Consider the following 24,775-nt stretch of genomic DNA (forward strand, 5'->3'; position numbering starts at 1 on the left):
GCCTGTGTAGAACGATCGTTAAATTACGTCGGTGTGCCGGGCCCTGACAACCCTTGCGCGGGTCACCGGGGAGCGGGCACGTGGAGCAGCGCCTCCTGGGTGACGGAGGCGACCAACTCCCCTTCCCTGCTCCAGAATTCGCCGTGCGCCAGGGTCCGCCCGTCGCCCGCCACGACGCTGTGGCACGCGAACAGCAGCCACGCGTCGGTGCGCACCGGCCGGTGGAACCACATGGCGTGGTCGAGGGAGGCGAGCGAGATGCCGCGGGGGCGCGGCTCCCCGTAGGCCACCAGCGCGGTGGGGGCGAGCGGGGCGTCGCAGATGTAGGCGAGGACGCAGGCGTGCGGGCCGGGCTCTTCGGGCATGGCGCCGGTCGTGCGCATCCAGGCGTAGCGGTCGATGCGGCCGGCCTCCGGGTCCCGCTCCAGCGGCACCTCGCGGTACTCGACGGAGGTGCTCAGGGGATGATCCTGCGGCCGGTGCGCCCAGCCGTTGCCCAGGCCCTCGGGTCCTGGCACGTCGGGCATGCCGGGCTGGCGCCAACTGCCGCCGGGTTGCGGCTGCTTGAACGAGACGCTCATGGTGAGCGACTCCTTGCCGTCTTGGAACGCGGTGACCTGGCGCATCGAGTAGCTGCGACCGTCGCGGACGACCTCGGGCTCGTAGCGTACGGGCTGCTGCGGCGACAGGGCACGCAGGAAGTACGCGTGCAGCGAGTGCACGACCCGGTCGTCGTCCACGGTGCGGTGCGCCGCGTCCAGGGCCTGGGCGAGAACGGCGCCGCCGTAACTGCGGGCGGTCGCGCGGCCGGAGTGGCAGTAGCCCTCGAAGGCGCCGTCGTGGGCCGGCTCGACCCGGATGTGCCGTCCCTGGCCGAGTTCGCCGAGAGGGACGGCGGGCCGCGCGCCGCCGTCGTCCGGGGCCCGCTCGGCTGTCGCCTCGTCGACCATGCCGCCGCTCACGTGTGCGCCCCTCCCGTCCCCTCGGCGGCCGCGTACCGCTGCCGCAGGTCCGTCTTGAGGATCTTCCCGGCGGCCGAGACCGGCAGGGAATCCAGGAAGTGGATTTCCCGAAGCCGCTGGTACGGGGCGACGTGCTCGGCCACGAACGCCATGAGCTTCTCGGCGAGTTCGGGCCCCGCCGGGTGCCCGGAGCGCGGCACGACGTAGGCGACGGGAATCTCGCCGACCTGCGCCCTCGGCGCGCCGATGACGCTGGCGCCGGCGACGGCGGGGTGCCGGTGCAGCAGGTCCTCTAGGGGCGTCGGATAGACGTTGTACCCCTTGTAGATCAGCATGTCCTTGGCCCGCCCGACCAGGTACAGCCAGCCGTCCTCGTCGACGCGTCCCAGGTCGCCGGTGCGCAGCCAGCCGTCCCGGAACTGCTCGGCCGTCAGGTCGGGGTGGCCCTGGTAGCCGTCGGTGATCTGTGGTCCGCGCGCCCACACCTCGCCGGTCTCGCCGACGGGCAGGGCGGGGCCGCAGCCCAGGTCCCTGATCTCGACCTCGGTGTCGAAAACGGGCGCGCCGACGCTGCCCTCGGGCACCGGGTTGTCGTCCACCAGCGGGTGCGCGGCGAGCGCCATGGTGGCCTCGGTGAGCCCGTATCCCTCGACGATGGTGGCGTTCGGGAAGAGCGCGGCGAGGCGGCGCATGGTGTCCGTGTCGACGGGCGCGGCACCGGAGTTGACGCTGCGCACCGAGGACAGGTCGAGCTCCTCCACGCCGGGCAGCGCCAACAGGGCGTGGAAGAGGGCGGGCGAGCCGGGCACGGTCGTGACGCCGTGCTCCTCGATGAGCCGTGCGAAGCGGCGGGGTTCGAAGCGGCCCGCCATCACGACGGCGCTGGCCACGGCGACGCTGACGGACTGGCCGACCAGGCCCATGGCGTGGAAGAGCGGGGCGAGCGCCACGGCGGTGGAGGCGCCCAGGTCCATCGTGTGCGCGGTCCGCGCCGCGGGCACGGAGTCGAGCGCCACGCGGCCCGCGTCGTCGGTGACGGGCACGGCGGCGCCGCGCCAGCAGGCCATTTGCAGAGCGTTGGCGAGGACGTTGCGGTGCAGCACGCGGACCGCCTTGGAGCGCCCCGTGGTGCCTCCGGTGAAGGCCAGGTGCGCCAGATCGCCGCCGCTGACGTCCGCCCGCTCCCCCGGCTCGGTGGCCAGCAGGTCATCGAGCGGTACGCCGCCGGGTTCGGCGTCTTCGTCGGCGGTGGGCGCGGTGGCCGTGGCCGGGACGAGGGCGGTCAGGCGGATGCCCGGCGCGGCGGCCTTGGTGAGCGCGGGTGCGGTGGCCGGATGGGTGAGCGCGGCGACCGCGCCCGCCTCGTCGAGCTGCTCGCGCAGCGCCGTGGGCGGCAGGGAGGGGTTGAGGGGGACGACGACCGCACCGGCCAGCAGGATGGCGTAGTACGAGACGGTGAACCAGGCCGAGTTGGGCTGGTGCAGCGCGACGGCGTCGCCCGCGCCGACGCCCCGTGCGCGCAGTCCGGCGGCGAGCCGCAGCGCGGTGTCGTACAGCTCGCGGTAGGTGAACGTGAGGTCGCCGTCGCGCAGGGCGGTGCGGTCGGGGTGGCGGTGGGCGGTTCCGGCGAGCAGGTCGCCGACGGCGGCGTCCGGGTAACGGAGGCTCTGGGGCATGCCCGGGGGCACGTAGCGCGTCGTCAACCGACGATTCCCTTCTCGCGGAGTGTGTCGATGTCGGCGGGGCCGAGCCCGGCCAGCGTGGTGAGGACCTCCGTGGTGTCGGCGCCGACGCACGGGGCGGGGGCGGGTTCGCCGGGAGGTGTGGTGGTGAAGCGCGGGGCGGGCGAGGGTTCGGGGCCACCGTGGGGGCCTCGCCGATAGGTCGATCGGGCGGTGTTGTGGGGGTGCTCGGGCGCCTCGTTGAGCGACAGGACCGGGGACACGCAGGCACCCTCTCCGTTGAAGGCGTGGGCCCAGTCGTCACGGGTGCGTGCGGCGAAGAGGCGCGCCAACTCGCCCTTCATCGCGGCCCAGTTGGCGCGGTCGTGCTGGCGCGCGAAGCGTTCGTCGCCTTCGAGGCCGAGGACGCGCAGCAGCGCCGCGTAGAACTGCGGCTCGATGGCGCCGACGGCGACGTGCCGGTCGTCGGCGCAGCGGTACACGGCGTAGAAGGGGGCGCCGCCGTCGAGCATGTTCGCGCCGCGCCGGTCCTGCCAGCCGCCCTTGGCCAGGAACCCATAGGTCATGGCGAGCAGCAGTGCGGTGCCGTCGGTCATGGCGGCGTCGACGACCTGCCCTTCGCCGCTGGTGCGGGCGTGCAACAGCGCGCTGACGAGACCGAGCGCGAGCAGCATGCCGCCCCCGCCGAAGTCGCCCACCAGGTTGAGCGGCGGCACGGGATCGCCACCGGCGGGCCCGATGACGTGCAAGGCCCCGGCCACGGCAATGTAGTTGATGTCGTGTCCCGGCTCCTGGGCGAGCGGGCCGTCCTGGCCCCAGCCCGTCATCCGCCCGTAGACGAGCTTCGGGTTCGCGGCGAGCAGGACGTCGGGGCCGAGGCCGAGCCGTTCGGCGACGCCGGGCCGGAACCCTTCGATGACGGCGTCCGAACGAGCGATCAACTCCCGTACGACGGCGGCGCCTTCGGCGTCCTTGAGGTTCACGGCGACCGAGCTGCGGCCACGCAGGATGACGGGGTGGGGGCTGTCCTTGCCGGCCTCGGCCGGGCGGTCGACGCGGATGACCTCGGCGCCGAGGTCGGCGAGCAGCATCCCGCAGAACGGGGCGGGCCCGATGCCGCCCAGCTCCACGATCCGGATCCCTGCGAGCGGCCCGGCGCTCACCGGCCGGTCCAGCGCGGGGCGCGCTTCTCGGCGAATGCCCGGGCGCCTTCCCGTGCGTCCTCGGACTGCATCACCGGGCCCGCGAGGTCCCGCATGCGCTGCCACTCCTCTTCGGCGGACCAGTTCGGCGCGTTCGCGACGATCTCCTTGGTGGCGCGGACCGCAAGGGGGCCGTTGGCGGCGACGGCGCGGGCGAGCGCGAGTGCGCCGTCGAGGGCGGCGCCGGGTTCGGTGACCCGGTTGACGAGACCGTAGGTGTGGGCGCGTGCGGCGTCGAGGAAGTCGCCGGTCAGGGCGATCTCCAGGGCGATGGAGTAGGGGATGCGGCGCGGCAGCCGCAGCAGCCCGCCCGCGGCGGCGACGAGCCCCCGCTTGACCTCGGGTATCCCGAACTTGGCGTCGTGCGCCGCCACGACCATGTCGCAGGCGAGCGCGATCTCGCAGCCGCCTGCCAGGGCGTATCCCTCGACGGCGGCGATGACCGGCTTGCGCGGCGGCGCCTCGGTGATGCCGGCGAGGCCGCGCCCCTCGATGGTGGGGGTCTCGCCCGCGAGGAACGCCTTGAGGTCCATCCCGGAGCAGAAGCTGCCGCCCGCGCCCGTGATGATGCCGACCACTTGGCCGTCCCTGCGGTCGAGTTCGTCGAGCGCGGCGGCGACGCCTTCGGCGACCACACGGTTGACCGCGTTGCGGGCCTCGGGCCGGTTGAGCGTGATGACGGTGATCCCGTCGGCGCGGAATTCGCTGAGCACGGCGTCGGTCATGGCGTGGCTCCCGGAGTGGGTCGCGGACTGCGTACGCTGCGACGGAGCGACCGACGACCGCTCCGCCCGGCACGGCTCGGCCCTCACCCACCCCGCATTGAACAATCGTTAAGCTACGAGGGTGGGTGCCGGGCTGTCCAGACCCGTGATCAATTCCGGGGTACGGCAGGGGCGTTCACGAAGGGAGTCATGCAGAGAGTCAGGCATGAGGCCACACAGGGAGCCACTCATGCCTCTGATGACGCGTCAGCGGCGCGTGACGAGGACCGGGCAGTCCGCGTGGTGCAGCAGCGCCTGGCTGACCGAGCCGAGCAGCAGCCCCTGGAAGCCGCCCCGACCGCGCGCGCCGACCACGAGGAGGCTCGCCTCCTGCGACGTCTCGATCAGGCTCGGGCGCACCCGGCCGTGGATGGAGCGCGCCTCCACCTCGACGTCGGGGTGTCGACCCCGGCCGGCGGCCAGCGCCCCGGACAACGTCGCCTCACTGTCCTCGCGCAGCTTGTCCGTATCGAACCAGAGCGGGGCGGGCGCTCCAGGACCCGCGGGTCCCGTGCCGCTCCAGGTGTTCCACACGTGCACGGCCAGCAGGCCCGTCCCGCGGCGCGCGGCCTCGTCGAAGGCCTCCTCGACCGCCGCCTTCGCGGCGTCCGAGCCGTCGACGGCGACCGCCACGGGGCCTTCCGGCCGCTCCCGGCCGCGTACGACGAGGACCGGGCAGTCCGCGTGGGCGGCGAGGTGCACGGCGACCGAGCCGATCAGCAGGCCGGAGAAGGCGCCCAGGCCGCGGCTGCCGACGACGACCAGGTCGGCGTCGCGCGAACGGGTGGCCAGGACGGTGAGCGCCTCGCCGGTGACGACCTCGCCCTCGACGGGGGCGAGGTCCGGCTCCTCGGCCCTGACCCGCTCGACCGCCGTCGCCACGGTCTCCTCGGCCCGCCGGCGCAGGGCCGGCTCGGCGGTGTCCCCGGCCGCCGAGGCGTGCCGGAGCTTCAGCATCGGCCAGGTGAAGGCGCTCACGACGCGCACGCCGAGCCCGCGCCGGCGCGCCTCGTGCGCGGCGACCGCGACCGCCTCCAGGCTCGACTCCGACCCGTCGGCCCCGACCAGCACGTGGCCCGCCATGTGCGCTCCCTCGTCCGCTCTACCGTCTGTCTGCGTGGCCCCCGCTCCGCTCTCCAGACTGACCCGCCGAGCGGCCCTTCGCACGGCGGGGCGGACGCGGACCCGCCGTCCGCGCGACCCGGCCCACCCCTGCTACCGGTGCCGCTCGCTCACTCGTGGTCCTCGACGCGGATGTCGCCCGCCCGCGTCGGCACCGCGTCCAGCTCCGCCAGGGTCGCCGCGTCGAGGGCGAGCGCGCCCGCCGCGACGTTCGCCGCGAGGTGGTCGGCGTTGGCGGTGCCCGGGATCAGCAGGACGTTCGGGGCGTGGTGCAGCAGCCAGGCCAGGCCGACCTGGGCCGGTGTCGCGCCCAGCGCCTCGGCGGCCGTGGTGACGGCGGGCTCGTCGGTGACCTTGGGCATGCCGGGGAAGGCGCTGCCCAGCGGGAAGTAGGGCACCCAGGCGATGTCCTCGGCGACACAGAGGCTCAGCATCTCCTCGTCGTCGCGGGCCACGAGGCTGTACGCGTTCTGCACGCAGGCGATCCCGGCGGGCAGGCCCCGGCGCAGTTCGTCGAGGCCGATGTTGCTGAGCCCGATCGCGCCGATCTTGCCCTCGTCGCGCAGAGCCGTCATCACGGCGAGCTGGTCGTCGATGTCGACGACCTGGTCGCCCTCGGCCCGCAGTCCGGGGCCGGTCTCGGCGCGGCGCAGGTTGACCAGCGGGACCTGGTCGACGCCGAGGCTCTTGAGGTTGTCCTCGACGCCGGCCCGCAGTTCCTCGGGCCGCTGGGCGAGCCGCAGCGGCAGCGGGCCGCCGGAGTCGGGGGTGGCGCCGACCTTGCTGACGACGAGGACGTCGTCCTCGGGGCGCAGCGCCTCGCGGATGACCTCGTTGGAGAAGCCGTGCCCGTAGAACTGGGCGGTGTCGATGTGGTCGACGCCCAGCTCGACGGCGCGGCGCAGCAGCGCGACGGCCGTGGCGCGGTCCGGGTCCAGGCGGGGCAGTTGCATCGCGCCGAATCCGACGCGCGAGACGTCCCGGCCGAGGAGCCGGCCTGTGCCGCCGGGACGCGGGGTGCCGTGCGCGGTGACCGCGGCGGACGAAGAGGAGGAATCAGCAGAAGAAGCAGAAGAAGACGCGGAAGAGGTCATGGGAATCCCACCTCGTGCGAAGATAGAGGAAACGGAGGAACCTCCGTTACGTCGAAGGTAGCACAACCGGAGGAGCCTCCGCTTTGCCTGCGTCCACATCCGACCAGAACCCGGCGCCCAGCGGGGGCAAGGCCGACCGCCCCGCCCGCGCGGACGCGCGCCGCAACCGGGAACGACTCCTCGCCGCCGCACGCACGGCCTTCACCCGGGACGACACGACGGTGGCCCTGGAGGCGATCGCCCGCGAGGCGGGGGTCGGCATCGGCACCCTCTACCGGCACTTCCCCACACGCGAGGCCCTCGTCGAGGCCGTCTACTCCGCCGAGCTGGACGCCGTGACCTCCGCCGTCGAGCCCCTGCTCGGCGAGCTGCCACCGCACGAGGCGCTGCGCGCGTGGCTCGATCGGTACGCGGACCTCGTCACGGCCAAGCGCGCGATGGCCGGCAGCCTCACCCTCGCCCCGGCCTCCGGGCGCGGCATCACGGCGAACACCCGCGAGCGCCTGACCGCCTCGGTCGCCGCGTTCCTCGACGCCGGGGTACGCACCGGCACGCTGCGCGGCGACGTGCCCGCCGACGACGTGATCACCATGCTGCTCGGCGTGTTCCTGTCGACGACGACGGGCGACCGGGGGGACCGTGTCCGCCCCCTGCTCGACCTGGTGGTGGACGCGCTGCGCTCGCGCGAGGCGTCGGCGTAGCCGCGGCCCGCAGCGGCGTGGCCGATCAGCACCGCCCCCGTCCCCGTCACACGTTTCACTCCGGACACGTCGGCAAGACACCCCACAGACCATGATCACTGCGTGGGGAGGCCAGATGCGGACAGTCGGTCACAGCGCCGGCCGCGACGACAACACGGACCCCGGGGCGGGTGGTTCGCGACGGCGGGCGCTGCTCGCCGCGGGAGTCACGTCCGCCGCCGCGCTCGTCGGCGGATGCGGCACGTCCGGGGCCGACGACCGGCCCTCCCGTACCGAGAAGGCCGCGCGCGGCTCCTCGAAGCCGTCCCGCTCGCCCTCGCCCAGCCCCACCCGCCACCGGCCCGAACTGCCGCGCGGCGGGCGCCGGTTGTTCCCCGAGCACCGGCTCGTCGGCTACTGCGGGCTGCCGGGCGCGACGGCGCTCGGCCGGCTCGGCACGGGTGGCCTCGACGACCGGGTCACGGAGCTCGAACGGCGCGGGCGCGCGTACGCCGACGGCCGCCGCGTACTGCCGGTCCTGGAGCTCCTCGCCAGTGTCGCCAACCCCGGCGCGGGCCCCGACGGCACGTATCGCACGCGCACCCCCGACGCGACGATCCGCACGTTCCACGAGGCCGCGCGCCGGCACAAGGCGCTGCTGCTCCTCAACATCCAGCCCGGCCGCGCGGACGCCCTCGACGAGGTGAAGGCACTGGAGAAGTGGCTCGTCCGGCCGGACGTGGGCGTCGCCCTCGACCCCGAGTGGGAGATGGCTTCCGGCCAGATCCCCGGCGACACCTACGGACACACCAGCGGCCCCGAACTCACCCGCATCGCCGACCACCTCGCCGCACTGGTGAAGGACCACGACCTGCCGGAGAAGCCGTTCGTCTACCACCAGGTCGCCGAGTCGGTCGTGCACGACGAAGGATCGCTCGACGTCCCCGAGGGCGTGGCCGTCATCAAGAGCGCCGACGGCATAGGCAGCCCCCAGCTCAAACGGCACACCTGGGACCGCCTGGTCGACCGGATGCCCGACGGACTCCGCACCGGATTCAAGCTGTTCTTCCAGGAGGACACCGAGGGCGGCACCGACCTGATGACCCCCGACCAGGTCCTCGGCCTGCGACCGCGCCCGTCGTACGTGATGTACGAGTGAGGCCGGGCGCCGGTGTGCGGCCCTACACGCGATCAGCGTTCTCGGTCGACTCCCGGAAGCGCGCGGCCAGTTCGCTGCGGGAGCGGATGCCGAGCTTGGAGTAGACGTGTGTCAGGTGGTACTGGACCGTCTTGACCGAGATGAACAGTTCCAGCGCCGCCTGCTGGTTGGTGGCTCCGGCGGCGACCACCTTCGCCACGGCGCGCTCCTGCGGCGTGAGCCGCGCCAGATTCGCGGCGGCCCGCCCGGACGTCAGCCCTCCGGCCCGGAGTTCGCGCTCGCACCGCTCGACGTAGGTGCGGGCGCCCAGCGTGGCGTAGGCGTCCCGCGCGTTCCTCAGGACGGTGTCGGCCTCGCGGCGCTTGCCGACCCGGCGCAGGGTCTGGCCGTACGCGAAGTTCACCCGGGCCCGGTCGTACGGCAGCGGCAGCCCGTCGAGCCGTGTCAGGGCCCGGTCGAACTGGGCGCGGGCCGCGTCGATGTCGCCGCGCGCCGCGGTCAGCCGGCCGCGCGCGAGGCCGAGCCGGGCCTGCGCGGAGCGCTGCCCGCGCGCGTCGGCGCACTGTTCGTGCGGGCGCAGGAAACGGTCGGCCTCGTCGAGCCGGCCCGTCATGACCAGGGCGTTGGCGTAGACGTCGGGCCACGGCCAGAAGCCGGGTTCGTCGACGGAGCCCCGGGGGTCGAGCTGGACGAGCGGTGTCAGCGCCTCGACAACCCGCTCGTACTCGCCGCGCGACTCCGCGACCTGGGCGCGGGCCAGACACGAGGGCACCAGCATGCAGGCGTACGGGTGGACGTCGGCCAAGGCCGCGCCCACGTGGTGGTCTGCCGCCTCGGCGTCCCCGCGCAGGGCGTGGATCTGGGCGGCGGTCCAGTGCACCAGCGGGCGTACGAGTTCGATGCGTACGACGCTGAGGCGTTCGGCCGCGCGCTGCGCCGTCTCCAGTGCCTCCGGCCAGGCGCCGAGGGCGAACTGGGTGCGGGCGAGCCAGCCCTGCGCCCACAGGGAGATGCGGGTCGATCCCATCCGGTAGCCGGTGGGGACGGCCGCCTCCAGCCTGCGGCGGGCGGACTCGGGGGTGTCGGTCGCGAAGTCGACCCAGCCCAGGCCGAGTTGGAAGCGCTGCGGCTGGGCGCCCACCGGGTGGCCCGCGGCGGCCTCCTCGTAGGCGGCCGCGGCCTCGGCGTGCCGCCCCGTCATCGCCAGGCCCAGGCCGAGCACGGCCTCGGACTCGATGCCGGACGGGTCGTCCGCCTGCGCCAGGCCGACGGCGCGCCGCGCCCAGGTGACCAGCTCCTCCCCGTCCCAGCGGGCGAGGGCGTGCAGGACGCGCCGCTGGCTGATCCGCGCCATCAGCTCGGGGTTGCGCGTGGCGTCGCAGTGCGCCTCGGCGGCATCCAGGAGCGTCTCGGCCTCGGCGGGGCGGCCGCGCATGATGGCGAGGTAGCCGAGCACCGTGTCGCGCAGGGCGCTCGCGGGGAAGCTCTCCAGCTCCGGGGCGAACATGGCGGCCTGGGGGATGTCCCCCGCCCCGATCATGGCGTCGACGGCGCGCAGCAGCCGGTCCTCCCGGCTCGCCCGCCCGGTGCTGAGCCGACCGGCGCGCACGAGGGTGTCCGCCACTGCGGACCACTCCCCCGCGCTGGCCCGCTGCGTCGCGTACCGGTCGAGTTCGTCGGCGAGTGCCTCGTCGGGGGCGGCGAGGGCGGAGACCTGGTGGAGCAGGGCGCGGCCCGTGTCCTGGACCAGTCCGGCGGCCCGCCGGTGCAGGGCGGCCCGGTCCGTCAGGCCGATGCCGGTGCGGACGGCGGCGCGTACGAGCGGGTGGGAGAAGGTGAGTTGGGCGCGTCCGGGGTCGACGGCGGCGGTGAGCAGTCCGGCGGCGCAGGCCTCGTCGACGGCTGGCAGCGGGTCGTCGGTCAGCGCGGCGAGCGCCGCCGCCTCGCTCAGGGACGCCTCGTCGCCGAGCACCGCGCAGGCCTCGACGAGGCGGCGGGCGGCCGGTCCGCACCGGTCGAGACGGTGGCGCACGGCGTCGGCGCCGCGGGCCGGCGCGGGCAGTTCGGGGCGCCAGTCGCGCCAGGTGCCACGGGGCAGTTCGGCGAGGAGCCGGGAGATGTGCCGGGGATTTCCGCGGGTGCGCTCGCACAGGTGCCGGGCGGCCGGGAGTTCCAGGGTGATGCCGTGTGCCTCGCGTGCGAGGGCGCGGGCGTCGTGGGGGTCGAGCGGGCCGAGCCGGAGGGTGGCTCCCTCGCAGCCGTCGAGGAACGCGCGGGTGCGCAGCAGGGCGGCGGGCGGCGCTTCCGACTCCGGCCCGAGTTCGTCGGGGCGGTCCCGTGCGAGGAGCACGACCAGGACGCGCTCGTCGGACATCCTGCGCAGCGCCGAGCCGACCGCGCGCAGGCTCTCCACGTCGGCCCAGTGCGCGTCGTCGACGACCATCACAACCGGGTCGCGCTCCTGCCGGGCCGCCCACTGCCGGTGCAGCAGCTCCGCCACGTCCAGCACGGCGCCCGCGTCCCGCGGATCGGGCAGGGTGGCGCCGAGCGCACGGGCGAGCTGGCGGGCGAGCCCGAAGGCCGCCTCGCACTCCCACGGGACACCGGAGACGCACACCGTACGAATCCGGGAGCCCGCGGCGCGGTAGGTGTCCAGCGCGTGCTGGACCAGGGCGGTCTTGCCGATCCCCGCGGGTCCTTCGACGAGCAGCAGTCCGGGGCGCCCGGCGCCTGCCGCGGTGAGCGCTCGGGTCAGTGCCGCGGCCTCGGCGGTGCGTCCGACGAGGCCGCGCCGCGGTTCAGGGCGCCCGTCCATGGTCGAGCACGCTAGCAGGGGGCCTCGATCACCCAAGGTCGCCGCCCGCCACCGGCAGCACACTGCCGGTGATGTACGAGGCCTCGTCCGAGGCGAGGAAGCAGAGGGCGGCGGCCTGCTCGTCGAGGGTGCCGTAGCGCCCCAGCGGGCTGTGGGCGAGGGTCTGGTCGATATGCGCCCGGAACCAGGCCCGCTCCCGCTCGGTGCGGTGTTCCGGGGTGCCGCGCGAGACTCTGCGGGGCGGGGCGTCGGTGCCGCCCGGCGCGGTGGCCACCACGCGGACGCCGGCCTCGGCGTACTCCAGGGCCAGCGAGGCGGTGAGGGCGTTGATGCCGCCCTTGGCCGCGGAGTACGGGATGCGGTGGATGCCGCGGGTGGCGGCCGACGACACGTTCACGATGACACCGTGTCCCTGAGCCGTCATGCCGGGCAGGGCGGCGCGGCAGGAGTACAGGGTCGTCATCAGGGAGCGGGTGATCTCCGCCTGGATCTCGGGGGCGGTGAACTCGGTGAACGGCTTGAAGTTGATCGCGCCGCCGACGTTGTTCACCAACACGTCGACACCGCCGAGGAGTTGACCCGCTTCCGTCAGGGCGGTGTGCGCGCCGTCGTAGCTCTCCAGATCGGCGAGGACGGCGTGCGCCTTCAGCTCGTCGGCGGCCTCACGCACGGTGTCGGCGCGGTCGACGAGCACGACGTCGGCTCCCTCGGCGACGAGGCGGCGGGCCACGGCGAGCCCGATTCCCTGGCCGGCCCCGGTGACCACGGCGCGCTTCCCGGCGAACCGCCCCGCGTGCACGGTGTCGACGCTCATGCCGCGGCCCCCGCGGTGACGCGGGCGGTGGCCGGGGTGAACTTCTCGTAGTGGAAGCTCGCCGGAGTGACACCGAGCGCGTCGATGTGTCCGCGCACGGCCTCGACCATGGCGGGCGGGCCGCACAGATACACGTCGGCGGCGCCGTCGTGCAGGGTCGCCGCGTCCATCAGGCCGGTCACGAAGCCCTTGGTGCGGGCGGTGGAGGCGGCGTCGGCGACGCAGTGGTCGAAGGTGAACCCGGGGATCACCTCGGCGTAGTCCGCCAGGGTGTCCAGGTGGACGAGGTCCTCGTCGGTGGTGACACCGTAGAGCAGGTGCACGGGGTGTCCGGCCGGGTGCTGCGCGAGGCGCTCCAGCATCGACAGGAGCGGCGCGAGTCCGGTCCCGCCTGCGAGCAGCAGGGCGGGGCGGGGCTGTTCGCGCAGGTAGAAGCTGCCCATGGGGCCGGTGCATGCGAGACGGTCGCCGACCCGGGCGCGTTCGCGGAGGTACTCGGACATGGCGCCGCCGTCGACGACGCGGACCAGGAAGGACAGTTGCCGCTGGTTCGGTCCCGAGCTGAAGGAGTACGAGCGGGTCTGGTCGGTGCCGGGCACGGCGATGTTGACGTACTGGCCGGGCAGGAAGTCGAGGGCGTCGCGGTCGTCGACGTCGAGGGTGAACTCGATGGTCGTGGCGGAGTGCCGTTTGAGGTCGGCGAGGGTGGCGGCGTGCGTGGCGGCCCCGGTCTTGGCGGCGGCCGAGGAGGCGGGGACGCTCAGCACGAGGTCGCTCTGCGGTGTCATCTGGCAGGGCAGGCAGTAGCCGGCGGCGGCCTCGTCGTCGGTGAGGGCCTCGTCGATGTAGTCCCCGCCGTCGTACCCCCCGGACTCGCACAGCGACTTGCAGGTGCCGCAGGCGCCGTCGCGGCAGTCGAGCGGGATGTTGATGCGGGCCTTGTAGGAGGCCTCGGCGACGGTCTCGTCGGGGCGGCACTCGATGAATCGGGTGATGCCGTCCTCGAAGTTCAGGGCGACCTGGAAGGACATGTGGCGGCTCATTTCGACGGCGCGGGAGGGAGTAGGAAGGGCGGGGGATCACACGTGGTAGATGTCGACGACGTGGTGCACGAAGTCGTTCTTCAGGACGACCTTCTTGCGGGCGATCAGCGGCTCGTCGCCCGAGACGTCGAGGGCGTAGTACGAGGTGCCGAAGTACGAGTCGGTGCTCTGGTAGCGGTAGTAGAGCGTGAACCAGTTGAACCGCACGTGCACCAGGTCGCCCTCGCGGCCCGTGACTTCGACGTTGGAGATGTTGTGGCCGGTGCGGGGCTCGGGCAGGCTCGTCGCGCTGGAGCGGTCGGTGCGGATACGGAAGACACGGTCCTCCAGGCCCGCCCGGGACGGGTAGTAGACGAGGGAGATCTCGGTCTGCGGGTCGCGGGTGAGTTCGTCGTCGTCCGCCCAGGCCGGCATCCAGAACTCGGCGTCGGGGCGGTAGCACGTGAGCCACTTCTCGAACTCGCGGTCGTCGAGGTACCGCGCCTCCCGGTACAGGAACTGGCGGATGTCCTCCAGCGTGAACTTCTCGACGGCGGTGCTCACTTGGCGTCCTCCAGGTCGAGCGCGGCGGTCAGGGTGTCGGCCCAGTAGCGGTGCTGGATCGGGTACAGGCCCTCGTCCTCGGTGCGCACACCACTGGCGAGGGGGTTGATGCCGATCTTCTTGGCCTCCTCGTCGGGCCCCTCGATCTGGTGCACGGCGCCGCGGCTGAGGTCGTTCCACGGCATGGACCCGGCGAGGTACGTCTTCTGGCAGGAGCGGAACTCCTCCAGGTCGTCGGGGGTGGCCATGCCGGTGGCGTTGAAGAAGTCCTCGTACTGGCGGATGCGCCGGGCCCGCTGCTCGGCCGGCTCGCCCTTGGGGGCGATGCAGTAGATGGTGACTTCCGTCTGGTCGACGGAGATCGGCCTGAAGTGCCGGATCTGGGAACTGAACTGGTCCATCAGGTACACGTTCGGGTACAGGCACAGATTGCGGGAGACACCGATCATCCAGTCGGCGCGCTCGGCGCCCACCTGCGCGGCGAGCTCCTCGCGCCGCTCGTACAGCGGCCGGTTGGCCGGGTCGAGCCACTGCGTCCACAGCAGCAGATGGCCGTGCTCGAAGGAGTAGAAGCCGCCGCGCTGCTTGGCCCAGCCGCCCGCGTCCATCGTCCTGGTGTCGTTCTCCGACTCACCGGAAGTGCGCCGGGCCTGGGTGGCGGCGTAGTTCCAGTGGGTGGCGGACACGTGATAGCCGTCGGCGCCGTTCTCCGCCTGGAGCTTCCAGTTGCCGTCGTAGGAGTACGTGGAGGAGCCGCGCAGCACCTCCAGGCCCTCGGGCGACTGGTCGACGACCATGTCGATGACGACGGCGGCGTCCCCGAGATGCTCGGGCAGCGGCTTGACGTCCGCGTTCAGGCTGCCGAAGAGGAAGCCACGGTAGCTCTCGAATCGGGCGACCTTCTTCAGGTTGTGCGAGCCGTCCGTGTTGAACTGTTCGGGGTAACCGGCCTCGCGCGGGTCCTTCACCTTGAGCAGCTTGCCGGTGTTGTTGAACGTCCAGCCGTGGAACGGGCAGGTGAACGTGGTGCGGTTGTCCGTCTTCCTGCGGCACAGCATGGCGCCGCGGTGGCTGCACGCGTTGATCAGACAGTTCAGCTCGCCCTGCTTGTCGCGGGTGATGACGACGGGCTGGCGTCCGATGTAGGTGGTGAAGTAGTCCCCGATCTCCGGGAGCTGGCTCTCGTGCGCCAGATACACCCAGTTCCCCTCGAAGATGTGCTTCATCTCCAGCTCGAAGAGTTCCTCGTCGGTGAAGACGCTGCGCCTCACGCGGTGGACCCCGCGTTCCGCGTCCTCCTCCAGGGCGTCCGCGAGGATGGTCCGCGCGCGACTGGTGCCCTCCGCCATGTTCCCGTCCCTTCGCCTCGACACGCGGCCTGCCTGGTCGGCGGCCGGGTTGCGACTGCTTTTCAGCACCATGACAGCCGGGTGAAGAGTCGGCCCCGGACATTCCCCCAGGGTTGACCCAGGGGGGTATTGATATCGCGAGGGTCTCAATAGCCTGCAAGCGGATATTTGTGGGCTATGGGGTCCGCTGCCTACGCTGAGGCACATCGAGGGCCCCGCCGAGACGCAACAAAGGGGCAGCCGGATGGAATTGAGGCACCTGCGCTACTTCGCGGCCGTCGCCGAGACACGTCACTTCGGCAGGGCCGCGCAGGCGCTGCACATGGCTCAGCCGCCGCTCTCCCAGGCGATCCGCCGCCTGGAGTCGGAGCTGGGTGTGGAGCTGTTCACCCGCACCACCCGGCAGGTGTCCCTGACCGGCGCCGGCGAGGTGTTCCGCACCGACGTGGAGCGCATCCTCACGTCCGTCGACGAGGCGGTGGCCCGCGTGGGCCGGTTCGCCGGCGGCGTCGAGGGCGTGCTCCGGATCGGCCTGACCGGCTCCGCGTCGTACCGCCAACTGCCCACCCTGGCCCGCCTGGTGAAGCACGAGATGCCACATGTACGGATGGAGGTGCACACGGAGATGCTGACGCCCGCGCAGGAGCACGGACTCGACGAGCGGCGCCTCGACGTCGGCGTGCTGCGCCCGCCCATCCGCCAGGAGGGCATCGCCCACCGGCTGATCGCCGAGGAGCCGCTGATCGCGGCCGTCCCGGAGGGCCACTGGCTCGCCGATGCCACCACCGTCCGCGTCGAGCAGCTGCGCCACGAGGACTTCGTCATGTACGGCGCCACGCTCGGCTCCGTCGTCAACGACGCCGTCGTTCGCAGCTGCCTGAACTCCGGCTTCTACCCGCATCGCGCCTACGAGGTCACCGAGACCTCGGCCGCGCTGGCACTGGTCGCCGCCGGGCTGGGGGTGGCGGTGCTGCCCGACTCCGTGCGCTCGGCGCCCCGCGAGGGCGTGGTGTGCCGGACCGTCGAGGACGCGCTGACGGTGCCGCTGGCCCTGGCCTGGCGCCGCGAGGACGAGACGCCGCTGATCCGGCAGCTCCTGGACGTCCTGGAACGGCACGACATGTTCGCGAGAGAGACTGAGGGAACACCATGAGGACCGAGGGAATGCCATGAAGATCGTCAAGGTGGAGGCCATTCCCTTTGCCATCCCCTACGTCAAGCCGCTGCGGTTCGCGAGCGGCGAGGTGCACACCGCCGACCACGTCCTGGTCCGGGTGCACACCGACGACGGGCTGGTGGGAACGGCAGAGGCGCCGCCCCGCCCCTACACGTACGGCGAGACGCAGGAGTCCGTCGTCGCGGTGATCGACAAGATCTTCGCGCCGCAGCTCCTCGGCCTCACCGCCCTGGAGCGCGAGACCGCGCACGCCCGCCTCGACCGGACCGTGGGCAATCCGGCCGCCAAGGCCGCCGTCGACATGGCCCTGTGGGACCTGCTCGGCCAGAGCGCCGGGATGCCGGTGTCCGGGCTGCTCGGCGGCTTCGGCGACCGGATGCGCGTCAGCCACATGGTGGGCTTCGCCCCGGCCGACGTCATGGTCGCGGAGGCCGAGCGGATCCGGGACACGTACGGCATCACGACGTTCAAGGTGAAGGTGGGCCGCAATCCGTACGGCGAGGACGTCGCCGCCTGCCGGGCGCTGCGGGCGGCCCTCGGCCCGGACGTGGAGCTGTACGTCGACGGCAACCGCGGCTGGTCGGCCTCCGACGCGGCGCGCGCCCTGCGCGAGATGGCCGACCTGGACCTGACGTTCGCGGAGGAACTCTGCCCGGCCGACGACGTGCTGGGACGGCGCTGGCTCGTCGGGCAGAGCCCGGTCCCGTTCATCGCCGACGAGAGCGCGACCCGGGCCGCCGAGGTGACCCGCGAACTGCTCGGCGGCTCCGCGACCGCCATCAGCATCAAGACCGCCCGCACCGGCTTCACCGCCTCCCAGCGAGTGCTGCACCAGTGCGAGGGCCTGGGCGTCGAGGTGGTGATGGGCAATCAGATCGACGGCCAGATCGGCACGTTGTGCTCCGTGGCCTTCGGCGCCGCGCACCGCTCCTCCTCGCTGCACCCGGGCGAGCTGTCCAACTTCCTCGACATGTCCGACGACCTGCTCGCCGAGCCGCTCACGATCGCCGACGGCACGCTGCGCGTCCGCGAGGGCGCGGGCCTCGGGATCGCCATCGACCCCGAGAAGCTGGCCCGCTACCGCCTGGACACCTGACACCGACCCACTGCCTCAACCCACCTCACCCATCTCTGCAAGGACGGGACACACCATGACCGACACCGCCACCGAGCAGGCCACGGCCGCCGCGTCGGGCAACGCGGCCACCGAGCAGTTCCGCAGCAAGCAGCGCACAGACACGTCCGTCGCCGACACCGGGCGGGTGAACACCCTCGTCTCCGAACTCCTCGCCGCCACCCACGACATCATCCGCCGCCACAAGGTGAGCTACGCCGAGTACGACGCGCTCAAGGCGTGGCTGATCCAGGTCGGCGAGGACGGCGAGTGGCCGCTCTTCCTCGACGTGTGGGTCGAGCACGTCGTCGAGGAGGTCGCGAACGAGAACCGGGAGGGCAGCAAGGGCACCATCGAGGGCCCCTACTACGTGCCCGACGCCCCGGAGCTGCCCGCCGAGGCCACCCTGCCGATGCGCGAGGAGGAGGGCGGCACACCGCTGCTGTTCCAGGGCCAGGTGCGCACCGTCGACGGCACACCGCTGGCCGGCGCCACCATCGAGATGTGGCACGCCGACGACGACGGCTTCTACTCCCAGTACGCTCCCGGCCTGCCGGAATGGAACCTGCGCGGCACGGTCGTCGCCGACGGCGAGGGCCGCTTCGGGATCCACACGGTGCAGCCGGCCCCGTACCAGATCCCGACCGACGGCTCCTGCGGCAGGCTGATCTCGGCCGCGGGCTGGCACGCCTGGCGTCCGGCCCATCTGCACCTCAAGGTGTCGGCGCCCGGCCACCAACTCGTCACCACCCAGCTGTACTTCGACGGCGGCGAGCACGTGGCCGACGACATCGCCTCCGCCGTCAAGCCCGAGCTGATCCTCGTCCCGACGCCGCGCGCCACCGGCGACGGCCACGAGGTGACGTACGACTTCGTTCTCGACAAGGTGTGATGCACGATGCTGTTCGCTGTACGCATGGACGTAGACATCCCGCGCGACCTGGCGCCGGACGAGCGCGCCGGCCTGGTGGCCCGGGAGAAGGCCTACTGCCAGGAGCTCCAGAAGTCCGGTGAGTGGGTGCACATCTGGCGGTGTGTCGGCCAGTACTCCAACCTCAGTGTCTTCGACGTCGCCGACAACGAGGCGCTGCACCGGATCCTGTGGAACCTGCCGCTGTTCCCTCACATGTCGATCGAGGTCACACCGCTCGCGCAGCATCCGTCGGACCTCGCGGCCGGGGGCCCCGTGTGACGGCCCTGCTTCATCATGTGGTGAGCGGCCCGGCGGACGGGCCGCCGCTGCTCCTCGGCCCGTCCCTGGGCACGTCCACGGCGGTCTGGGACCAGCAGGTCCCGGGCCTGGCTCGGGACTTCAGGACGATCGCGTACGACCTGCCGGGGCACGGCGGTTCCGCCACCGGGCTGCTGCGGGACACACGGCCGGGCGCGAGCACGGTCGCCGACCTGGCGGCCCTGGTGCTGTCCCTGGCGGATTGTCTCGGCCTGGACCGCTTCCACTACGCGGGCATTTCCCTGGGCGGCGCCGTCGGAGCGCACCTCGCCGCGCACCACCCGGACCGGATCGCCTCGCTCGCCCTGGTCTGCTCCTCGGCGCACTTCGGGCCGCCGGAGCCCTGGCACGAGCGGGCCCGCCTCGTCCGCGACCAGTGCACGGCCGCGCTCCTGGCGACCGCTCCCGAGCGCTGGTTCAGCGACGGGACCCTCGCCGCCACGACCACCGGCCGCCGCCTGCTCGACGCACTGGCGGCGACCGACGCCGAGGGCTACGCGGCCTGCTGCGACGCCCTGGCCGCGTACGACCTGCGCGCCCGCCTCACGGACATCACATCACCGACCCTCGTCGTCGGAGGTGCGCGGGACGCGGCGACACCACTCCCCCACGCCCGCGAACTCGCGGCCGGTGTCCGGCTCGGTCACCTGGAGGTACTGGAGTGCGGCCACCTGGCGGCGGAGGCTCCTTCGCCGCTGGTAGAGGCCCTGAGGAGGCACCTGGGCGGCGTACCGACCCACTGAAATAGGATCGCGCCATGCCCGACACGACCCAGCGCATCAAGATCTCGCGGCGCGCGCAGAACGTCGCCCCGTTCTACGCCATGGAGTTCGCCAAGCAGGCCGCGGCACTGGAGGCCGAGGGCCACCACGTCGTCAAGCTCAACCTCGGGGAGCCGGACTCGGGGGCGCCCCCAGCGGTTCGTGAGGCGATGCGCGAGGTCATGGACGGACGGCCGCTGGCGTACACGGCGGCGCTGGGTCTGCCCGCGCTGCGGGAGGCGATCGCCGGTTTCTACCGGGAGCGGCACGACGTCGAGGTCGACCCGGCCCGCGTCGTCGTGACGGCCGGCGCCTCCGCCGCGCTGGTGCTGGCCACCGCCGCCCTCGTCGACTCCGGCGACGAGGTGCTGATCGCGGACCCCTCGTACCCGTGCAACCGGCAGATCGTCGAGAGCTTCGGCGCGGACGTCACCCTCGTCCCCACCACCGCGGCCACCCGCTTCCAGCTGGACACGGATTCGGTCCGCGAGCACTGGACGGACCGGACGTCGGGTGTCATGGTCGCCACGCCGTCGAACCCGACGGGGACCTCCGTGCCGGTCGACGAGCTGGACGCGATCTGCCGGTTCGCGCGCGAGCGCGGCGCGTGGCGGATCGTCGACGAGATCTATCTCGACCTCGGCGACCACGACGAGCAGGGCAGGCCGCCCCGCAGCGCGCTGTCGGTCGACCCGGACGCCGTCGTCATCAACAGCTTCTCGAAGTACTTCGGCATGACCGGCTGGCGGCTCGGCTGGTGCATCGCGCCGGAGCCGCTCGTCGCCGCGATGGAGCGGCTGGCCCAGAACTACTTCCTGTGCGCCTCGGCCCCCGCCCAGCAGGCCGCGCTGGAGTGCTTCACCTCGGCGTCCCTGGCACTCTGCGAGGAGCGCCGCGCGGAGTTCGCCGAGCGGCGCGCGCTCGTCCTCGACGGCCTCGACCGGATCGGCCTGCCGGTCCCGGTGCCGCCCGACGGCGCGTTCTACGTCTACTTCGACGTCTCCGGCACGGGCCTGACCTCATGGGAGTTCTGCGAACGGGCCCTGGCGGAGGCGCACGTGGCCCTCACCCCGGGCCGCGACTTCGGGACCCACACGGCCGACACCCACGTACGCCTGTCGTACGCGGCGTCGGCCGGTGCGCTGCGGGACGGCCTGGAGCGGTTGGGCACGTTCGTGACGGCGCTGCGGTGATCTACCCGGCGTCCACCACCCGCCGCGACAGCTTCATCGCCTGCCGCACGTCGGTGATCGGCCGCAACCAGTACGCGTACGCGTAGTCTCGGTCCGCGAGGATCTTGTACGGGTCATGGGTCTGCGCGCCCCAGCTGTCGTCGCCGCCGACGCCCATCTGCCGGTGGTTGACGCGCAGCACGACCTCCTCGCGGGGGTCGAGCTGGTAGTCGTGGCGTACGCCGACGGACAGGTCCTCCGGGGTGAAGTGCGAGGCGTTGATCTCCAGGAGCGGGTGCTCGCCGGAGAGGTCGCCGCTGACGAGCAGGCCGCGCCCGCTCCGGTCGGTGAGGGCCGCCCAGCGCACGTCCGTCTTGTTGCCGTTCTCCTGGGGCCGCACGTACGGGGTCCACTGGTCACGGACGGTGGAGCTCCACGTGCCCACCTCGGTCGCCTCGTTGCGGTCCCAGTGGTTCTCCTCGGGACCCCGCCCGTAGTAGCGCAGCTGCTCGAAGGCCGCCGGGAGGTGCAGGATCGTGCCGACCTCCGGGAGGTAGGGGAGGTTCGAGGCCCCGGGGTGGAGGGTGTTGGCGACCTTGATGTCGCCGTTGCCGAAGACGGTGTACGTCGTGCCGTAGGTCGACTCGGTGGTCGTCGGCAGCGTGCCCTTGACGGTGATCTCGACCGCGTGGCCGTCGAGGTCGCGCACGCTCACGCCGGTGACCTTGCGCCGGGCGCCCGCGTCCCGCCAGGTCTGGTTGCGGGTGTGCTGGCCGTTGCCGCGGTCGTTGTCGATCGGGGCGCGCCAGAAGTTCGGGGCCGCGCCGGACACCAGGAGCGAGATGCCGCCCGCCTGATACGTGGAGAGGAGCCCGGTCGACTTGTCGACGACGGCCTTCAGGGACTTTCCGGTGACGGTGACGGCGTCGGAGCCGTCCTTGTACGCCAGGGCCGGCACGTCCTTGAGCGGTACGGGTGCGGGCTCCGGGCTGTGCGCGTCCAGGGGCAGTTGGACGCGCGCCACCTCGAACCCGGCGTCCGCCCACGGAGTGCGTTCCCTGGTGGTGAAGGAGAGTTGGAGGAAGTACTCGGCGCCGGGCGCGGGCGAGGCCGGGAGCCGCACGGGCAGCGTGATGTCCTTGCTCTTCAGGGGCGCCACGTCCAGCTGGTCGCGGCTCAGCTTGCCGCGGCCCACCACCTCGGCGTCGGCGACCAGCTCCCACCTTCCGTTCCAGGCGCGGAGGTTGGTGAACAGATTCTCGTTGGTGAGGGTGAGCCTGCCCGGTGCCGCGCCTTCCTCGCGGGTCACGCCGATCGCCTGGTAGATCCGCTTGACCTGGGCCGCCTTGCCGGTGTGGCTGCGGTCGGGAAGGATGATGCCGTTGCAGCTGAAGGCGCCGTCGTTGGGGTTGTCGCCCCAGTCGCCGCCGTACGCGGCGAAGGTCTTGGCCCCGGCCTTCTTCGCCCGGTGTCCGACCGTGCGCGCGTCGAACCAGAAGCGCACCCCGTCGTCGTCCGGTCCGCGCCCTTCGTCGGTGATCTCGGCGGCGCTCAGCGCGCGGGCGTAGACCCGCGCCCGGCGCACCGTGCCGCTGAACTCCCGTGTCTGGTTGTCGACTTCGCCGCACAGTGACAGGGACGCCGTGTTGGGGCTCGGCGTACGGGTGGTCGTCTTCGTCGCCTTCTTCTCGCCGTCGACGTAGAGGGTGAGCGTCCCGGCGGCCGTGTCGAGAACGCCCGCCACATGGTGTTCGCTGCCGGTCCAGCCGTCGTCCGGGGTGGTCCAGGACGCGGTGATCCACTGGCCGCCCGCGTAGATGAAGAACTGCAGGTCCTTGTCGGTCTGCTTGAGCGCGTAGTGGGTGTCGCCCTTGGCCAGGATCGGCTGGTGGGAGCCGCGCACGTGCGGGGTCACCCAGGCTTCGAGGGTGAGCGAGTCACTCAGGTCGAGGCGGGTGTCGCGGGCGAAGACGGTGGCTCCGCTCACTCCCTTGTCGCGGCTGAACGAGCCGGAGGGGTTGATGACTTCGCCCTTGAGGCCCAGCGGCCCCGTCTCGGTCAGCAGGGTGCGCGGCGGCGTCGGCCAGTCCAGGGCCTGGTCGACGAAGTCCCAGATCCAGCCGCCCTGGAGGACGTCGTGGCGGCGGACGACGTCCCAGTACTCCTTGAGGTTGCCGGTCGAGTTCCCCATCGAGTGGGCGTACTCGACCATCACGTACGGGCGGGTGTCGGCGGTGTCCTTCGCCCGGTCCTCCACCTTGCTCGGCGACTCGTACATCTTGGAGCGGATGTCGCTGACGCCCGGCCGGTCGTCCCCCTCGTAGTGGATGACGCGGGTCGTGTCGTAGCCGGCGATCCAGTCGTGCATGGCCTTGAAGGAGGAGCCGCCGCCGGCTTCGTTGCCGAGCGACCAGATGACGGCGCTGGCGTGGTTCTTGTCCCGGTGCACCATGTTCCGGGCGCGGTCCACGCACACCTTGGTCCACTCGGGGTCGCTGCCGGGGTACTTGTCGTTGACGCCGTGGGTCTCCAGGTTGGTCTCGCCCACCAGGTAGAGGCCGTATTCGTCGGCGAGTTCGAGCCAGAGCGGGTTGTTGGGGTAGTGCGAGGTGCGCACCGAGTTGATGTTCAGCCGCTTGATGAGCCTGATGTCCTCGACCAGGTCGGCGCGGCTGAGGGCGGAGCCGCGCACCGGGTGCATCTCGTGGCGGTTGGTGCCGCGCAGCGAGACGGGCTTCCCGTTGATCCGCATGAGCCCGTCCTTGAGGGCGAACTCGCGAAGGCCGACGCGGTGCGAGAGCGTCTCGACGACCTTGCCCGCGGGGTCGCGCAGCCGCAGGACGGCCGTGTACAGGTAGGGGTTCTCGGCGGACCAGAGGCGGGGCGCGGGCACGGACTTGGTGTCCCGCACGTCGGTCTCCGCGCCGTCGAGGGTGGCGGCCTTGCTCAGCGGCCGGGACCACACGGCGTGCCCGTCCGCGTCGTACAGCTGCGTCTCGACCGTGTACGTCTTCCCCTTGGCGTCCCCCGTGTAGTCCCGCACGCTCGCGGTGACGGCCAGCTCGGCCGAGGTGTACCCGTCGCCGAGCGGCGTCTCGATCTTGAAGTCCCGCAGGTGGACGGAGGGCGTGGAGAACAGGTACACCGACCGGAAGATGCCGCTGAGCCGGATCATGTCCTGGTCCTGCAGCCAGTCGCCGTCCGAGTACCGGTAGACCTCGACGGCGACCTGGTTCGTGCCGTCCTTCAGATACGGCGTGATGTCGTACTCGGCGGGGGTGTACGAGTCCTCGTGGTAACCGGCCAGCTTCCCGTTGACCCACACGTAATGGGCCGCCTTGACGCCCTCGAAGTGCAGGAAGGTACGCCGGTCCGCCCAGCCCTTCGGCACGGTGAAGGTCCGCCGGTACTGGCCGACGGGGTTGTGCCGGGTCGGCGCGGCGGGCGGCTGGGCCTCCTCGCCGAGACCGTTGGGGCCCCACCAGGGGTAGGTGATGTTGACGTAGATGGGCGCGTCGTGGCCGTGCAGCTGCCAGGCCGCCGGGACCGGGATGCCCTCCCAGCCGGAGTCGTCGAGATCGGTGCGGTAGAAGTCGTCGAGCTTGTCGGCGGGCCGGTCCACGTACGCGAACTTCCAGGTGCCGTCGAGGCTCTGCCGGTACGGGGATCTGGTGCGGTCGGCGGCGAGGGCCTGAGTGACGTTCTCGTACGGCATCAGGGTGGTGTGCGGCGGCTCGGTGCCGAGCCGGAAGACGTCGAGGTGCCCGTTCCACTCGTCGCCGTCCGCGCTGACGCCGCCGCCGTCCGCGGCGCGGGCCCACGCGGTGGGCAGCGCGCTGGACACGGCCAGCGCGCCGACGACCGCGGCGCCCGCCTCCAGGAGACGGCGGCGGCTGAGGTACGCACCGGCGGGCGGGAGAGGGGACTGGTGCGGCATGGGGTGTGCCCTTCTGTGGATGACGAACACCTGCACTTGCCTGCAACTGCCGTGACACAGCAGGTCGGTTGACGACCACCGACACGGCTGTGGAACCAGGGAGCCCGCATCACCCTAAGAACACAACACATTCCACACAATGATGCCGTCGCAC

Annotated in this window: 20 protein-coding genes; 8 read left to right on the plus strand and 12 right to left on the minus strand. The window is 72.4% G+C overall.

The annotated features are described in order from the left end of the window. Positions 1 to 62: 62 nt before the first annotated feature. The 6 genes from ACIA8D_RS28405 to ACIA8D_RS28430 all read right to left on the minus strand — a co-directional run bounded on the left by ACIA8D_RS28405 (position 63) and on the right by ACIA8D_RS28430 (position 6,826). Complete coding sequence (locus ACIA8D_RS28405) at positions 63 to 962, minus strand: acyl-CoA thioesterase (protein WP_399236653.1); 900 nt, start codon at positions 960 to 962, stop codon at positions 63 to 65. Then, a complete protein-coding gene (locus tag ACIA8D_RS28410; protein WP_399236655.1) occupies positions 959 to 2,638 on the minus strand; it encodes a class I adenylate-forming enzyme family protein in 1,680 nt (559 codons plus the stop codon). The genes ACIA8D_RS28405 and ACIA8D_RS28410 overlap by 4 nt, the downstream gene beginning before the upstream one ends. 23 nt (positions 2,639 to 2,661) lie before the next feature. Continuing rightward, positions 2,662 to 3,807 (minus strand): CaiB/BaiF CoA transferase family protein, encoded by a 1,146-nt coding sequence (locus tag ACIA8D_RS28415; RefSeq protein ID WP_399236657.1) that lies wholly within the window; start codon positions 3,805 to 3,807, stop codon positions 2,662 to 2,664. Further along, positions 3,804 to 4,571 carry a crotonase/enoyl-CoA hydratase family protein gene (locus ACIA8D_RS28420; protein WP_399236659.1) on the minus strand — a complete coding sequence of 256 codons (768 nt, stop codon included), beginning with the start codon at positions 4,569 to 4,571 and terminating at the stop codon, positions 3,804 to 3,806. The genes ACIA8D_RS28415 and ACIA8D_RS28420 overlap by 4 nt, the downstream gene beginning before the upstream one ends. A 246-nt stretch (positions 4,572 to 4,817) precedes the next feature. Beyond that, positions 4,818 to 5,693 carry a universal stress protein gene (locus ACIA8D_RS28425; protein WP_399236660.1) on the minus strand — a complete coding sequence of 292 codons (876 nt, stop codon included), beginning with the start codon at positions 5,691 to 5,693 and terminating at the stop codon, positions 4,818 to 4,820. Between the two features lie 149 nt (positions 5,694 to 5,842). Continuing rightward, a complete protein-coding gene (locus tag ACIA8D_RS28430) occupies positions 5,843 to 6,826 on the minus strand; it encodes an aldo/keto reductase (protein WP_399236662.1) in 984 nt (327 codons plus the stop codon). 83 nt (positions 6,827 to 6,909) lie between these two features. On the opposite strand from ACIA8D_RS28430, the gene ACIA8D_RS28435 reads away from it, so the two are divergent. Both ACIA8D_RS28435 and ACIA8D_RS28440 read left to right on the plus strand, forming a co-directional pair. Beyond that, positions 6,910 to 7,527: a TetR/AcrR family transcriptional regulator gene (locus ACIA8D_RS28435; protein WP_399236663.1), complete on the plus strand. Its 618-nt coding sequence runs from the start codon at positions 6,910 to 6,912 to the stop codon at positions 7,525 to 7,527. A 115-nt stretch (positions 7,528 to 7,642) separates the two neighbouring features. Next, positions 7,643 to 8,665 carry a hypothetical protein gene (locus tag ACIA8D_RS28440; RefSeq protein WP_399236665.1) on the plus strand — a complete coding sequence of 341 codons (1,023 nt, stop codon included), beginning with the start codon at positions 7,643 to 7,645 and terminating at the stop codon, positions 8,663 to 8,665. Between the two features lie 22 nt (positions 8,666 to 8,687). Here ACIA8D_RS28440 and ACIA8D_RS28445 read toward each other — a convergent pair whose 3' ends face one another. Genes ACIA8D_RS28445 through benA form a run of 5 tightly spaced genes read right to left on the minus strand, consistent with a single transcriptional unit; the run spans position 8,688 to position 15,229 of the window. Continuing rightward, positions 8,688 to 11,480: an AAA family ATPase gene (locus tag ACIA8D_RS28445; protein WP_399236666.1), complete on the minus strand. Its 2,793-nt coding sequence runs from the start codon at positions 11,478 to 11,480 to the stop codon at positions 8,688 to 8,690. Between the two features lie 28 nt (positions 11,481 to 11,508). Further along, the gene (gene benD / locus ACIA8D_RS28450) at positions 11,509 to 12,294 is read right to left on the minus strand and encodes a benzoate diol dehydrogenase BenD (protein ID WP_399236668.1); all 786 of its coding nucleotides are present in this window, start codon (positions 12,292 to 12,294) and stop codon (positions 11,509 to 11,511) included. Next, entirely contained in the window at positions 12,291 to 13,325 is a 1,035-nt protein-coding gene (gene benC, locus ACIA8D_RS28455) for a benzoate 1,2-dioxygenase electron transfer component BenC (protein WP_399236669.1), read from the minus strand. Before benC ends, benD begins: the two co-directional genes overlap by 4 nt. A 48-nt stretch (positions 13,326 to 13,373) precedes the next feature. Further along, on the minus strand, positions 13,374 to 13,880 hold the full coding sequence (gene benB, locus ACIA8D_RS28460) for a benzoate 1,2-dioxygenase small subunit (RefSeq protein WP_399236671.1): 507 nt from the start codon (positions 13,878 to 13,880) through the stop codon (positions 13,374 to 13,376). Further along, positions 13,877 to 15,229, minus strand: a complete 1,353-nt coding sequence (benA, locus tag ACIA8D_RS28465; RefSeq protein ID WP_399236672.1) for a benzoate 1,2-dioxygenase large subunit — start codon at positions 15,227 to 15,229, stop codon at positions 13,877 to 13,879. The genes benB and benA overlap by 4 nt, the downstream gene beginning before the upstream one ends. A 244-nt stretch (positions 15,230 to 15,473) precedes the next feature. Between benA and ACIA8D_RS28470 the strand changes: the two genes are divergently transcribed. The 6 genes from ACIA8D_RS28470 to ACIA8D_RS28495 are packed head-to-tail and all read left to right on the plus strand — an operon-like array spanning position 15,474 to position 20,705. Continuing rightward, a complete protein-coding gene (locus ACIA8D_RS28470; protein WP_399236674.1) occupies positions 15,474 to 16,382 on the plus strand; it encodes a LysR substrate-binding domain-containing protein in 909 nt (302 codons plus the stop codon). Between the two features lie 16 nt (positions 16,383 to 16,398). Further along, a complete protein-coding gene (locus ACIA8D_RS28475; RefSeq protein WP_399236676.1) occupies positions 16,399 to 17,502 on the plus strand; it encodes a mandelate racemase/muconate lactonizing enzyme family protein in 1,104 nt (367 codons plus the stop codon). 55 nt (positions 17,503 to 17,557) lie between these two features. After that, a complete protein-coding gene (gene catA / locus ACIA8D_RS28480) occupies positions 17,558 to 18,412 on the plus strand; it encodes a catechol 1,2-dioxygenase (RefSeq protein WP_399236678.1) in 855 nt (284 codons plus the stop codon). A 6-nt stretch (positions 18,413 to 18,418) separates the two neighbouring features. Further along, a complete protein-coding gene (gene catC, locus ACIA8D_RS28485; RefSeq protein ID WP_399236679.1) occupies positions 18,419 to 18,712 on the plus strand; it encodes a muconolactone Delta-isomerase in 294 nt (97 codons plus the stop codon). 20 nt (positions 18,713 to 18,732) lie between these two features. Further along, positions 18,733 to 19,494: an alpha/beta fold hydrolase gene (locus ACIA8D_RS28490; RefSeq protein WP_399236680.1), complete on the plus strand. Its 762-nt coding sequence runs from the start codon at positions 18,733 to 18,735 to the stop codon at positions 19,492 to 19,494. Positions 19,495 to 19,508: 14 nt separating this feature from the next. Next, on the plus strand, positions 19,509 to 20,705 hold the full coding sequence (locus ACIA8D_RS28495; protein ID WP_399236681.1) for a pyridoxal phosphate-dependent aminotransferase: 1,197 nt from the start codon (positions 19,509 to 19,511) through the stop codon (positions 20,703 to 20,705). Position 20,706: 1 nt separating this feature from the next. Here the strand turns inward: ACIA8D_RS28495 and ACIA8D_RS28500 are convergent, their stop codons facing one another. Further along, entirely contained in the window at positions 20,707 to 24,621 is a 3,915-nt protein-coding gene (locus ACIA8D_RS28500; RefSeq protein ID WP_399236683.1) for a glycoside hydrolase family 2 TIM barrel-domain containing protein, read from the minus strand. Positions 24,622 to 24,775 lie beyond the last annotated feature (154 nt).

The sequence above is a fragment of the Streptomyces sp. NPDC051684 genome (assembly GCF_044453445.1).
Taxonomy (GTDB): Bacteria; Actinomycetota; Actinomycetes; order Streptomycetales; family Streptomycetaceae; genus Streptomyces.

Excerpts from the sequence above, each read along its gene's own strand:
- ACIA8D_RS28410 (WP_399236655.1), bottom strand. The coding sequence starts at position 2,638 with ATGCCCCAGAGCCTCCGTTACCCGGACGCCGCCGTCGGCGACCTGCTC.
- ACIA8D_RS28420 (WP_399236659.1), bottom strand. The coding sequence starts at position 4,571 with ATGACCGACGCCGTGCTCAGCGAATTCCGCGCCGACGGGATCACCGTC.
- ACIA8D_RS28425 (WP_399236660.1), bottom strand. The coding sequence starts at position 5,693 with ATGGCGGGCCACGTGCTGGTCGGGGCCGACGGGTCGGAGTCGAGCCTG.
- ACIA8D_RS28430 (WP_399236662.1), bottom strand. The coding sequence starts at position 6,826 with ATGACCTCTTCCGCGTCTTCTTCTGCTTCTTCTGCTGATTCCTCCTCT.
- ACIA8D_RS28440 (WP_399236665.1), top strand. The coding sequence starts at position 7,643 with ATGCGGACAGTCGGTCACAGCGCCGGCCGCGACGACAACACGGACCCC.
- ACIA8D_RS28445 (WP_399236666.1), bottom strand. The coding sequence starts at position 11,480 with ATGGACGGGCGCCCTGAACCGCGGCGCGGCCTCGTCGGACGCACCGCC.
- benD (WP_399236668.1), bottom strand. The coding sequence starts at position 12,294 with ATGAGCGTCGACACCGTGCACGCGGGGCGGTTCGCCGGGAAGCGCGCC.
- benC (WP_399236669.1), bottom strand. The coding sequence starts at position 13,325 with ATGTCCTTCCAGGTCGCCCTGAACTTCGAGGACGGCATCACCCGATTC.
- benA (WP_399236672.1), bottom strand. The coding sequence starts at position 15,229 with ATGGCGGAGGGCACCAGTCGCGCGCGGACCATCCTCGCGGACGCCCTG.
- ACIA8D_RS28470 (WP_399236674.1), top strand. The coding sequence starts at position 15,474 with ATGGAATTGAGGCACCTGCGCTACTTCGCGGCCGTCGCCGAGACACGT.
- ACIA8D_RS28475 (WP_399236676.1), top strand. The coding sequence starts at position 16,399 with ATGAAGATCGTCAAGGTGGAGGCCATTCCCTTTGCCATCCCCTACGTC.
- catA (WP_399236678.1), top strand. The coding sequence starts at position 17,558 with ATGACCGACACCGCCACCGAGCAGGCCACGGCCGCCGCGTCGGGCAAC.
- catC (WP_399236679.1), top strand. The coding sequence starts at position 18,419 with ATGCTGTTCGCTGTACGCATGGACGTAGACATCCCGCGCGACCTGGCG.
- ACIA8D_RS28495 (WP_399236681.1), top strand. The coding sequence starts at position 19,509 with ATGCCCGACACGACCCAGCGCATCAAGATCTCGCGGCGCGCGCAGAAC.
- ACIA8D_RS28500 (WP_399236683.1), bottom strand. The coding sequence starts at position 24,621 with ATGCCGCACCAGTCCCCTCTCCCGCCCGCCGGTGCGTACCTCAGCCGC.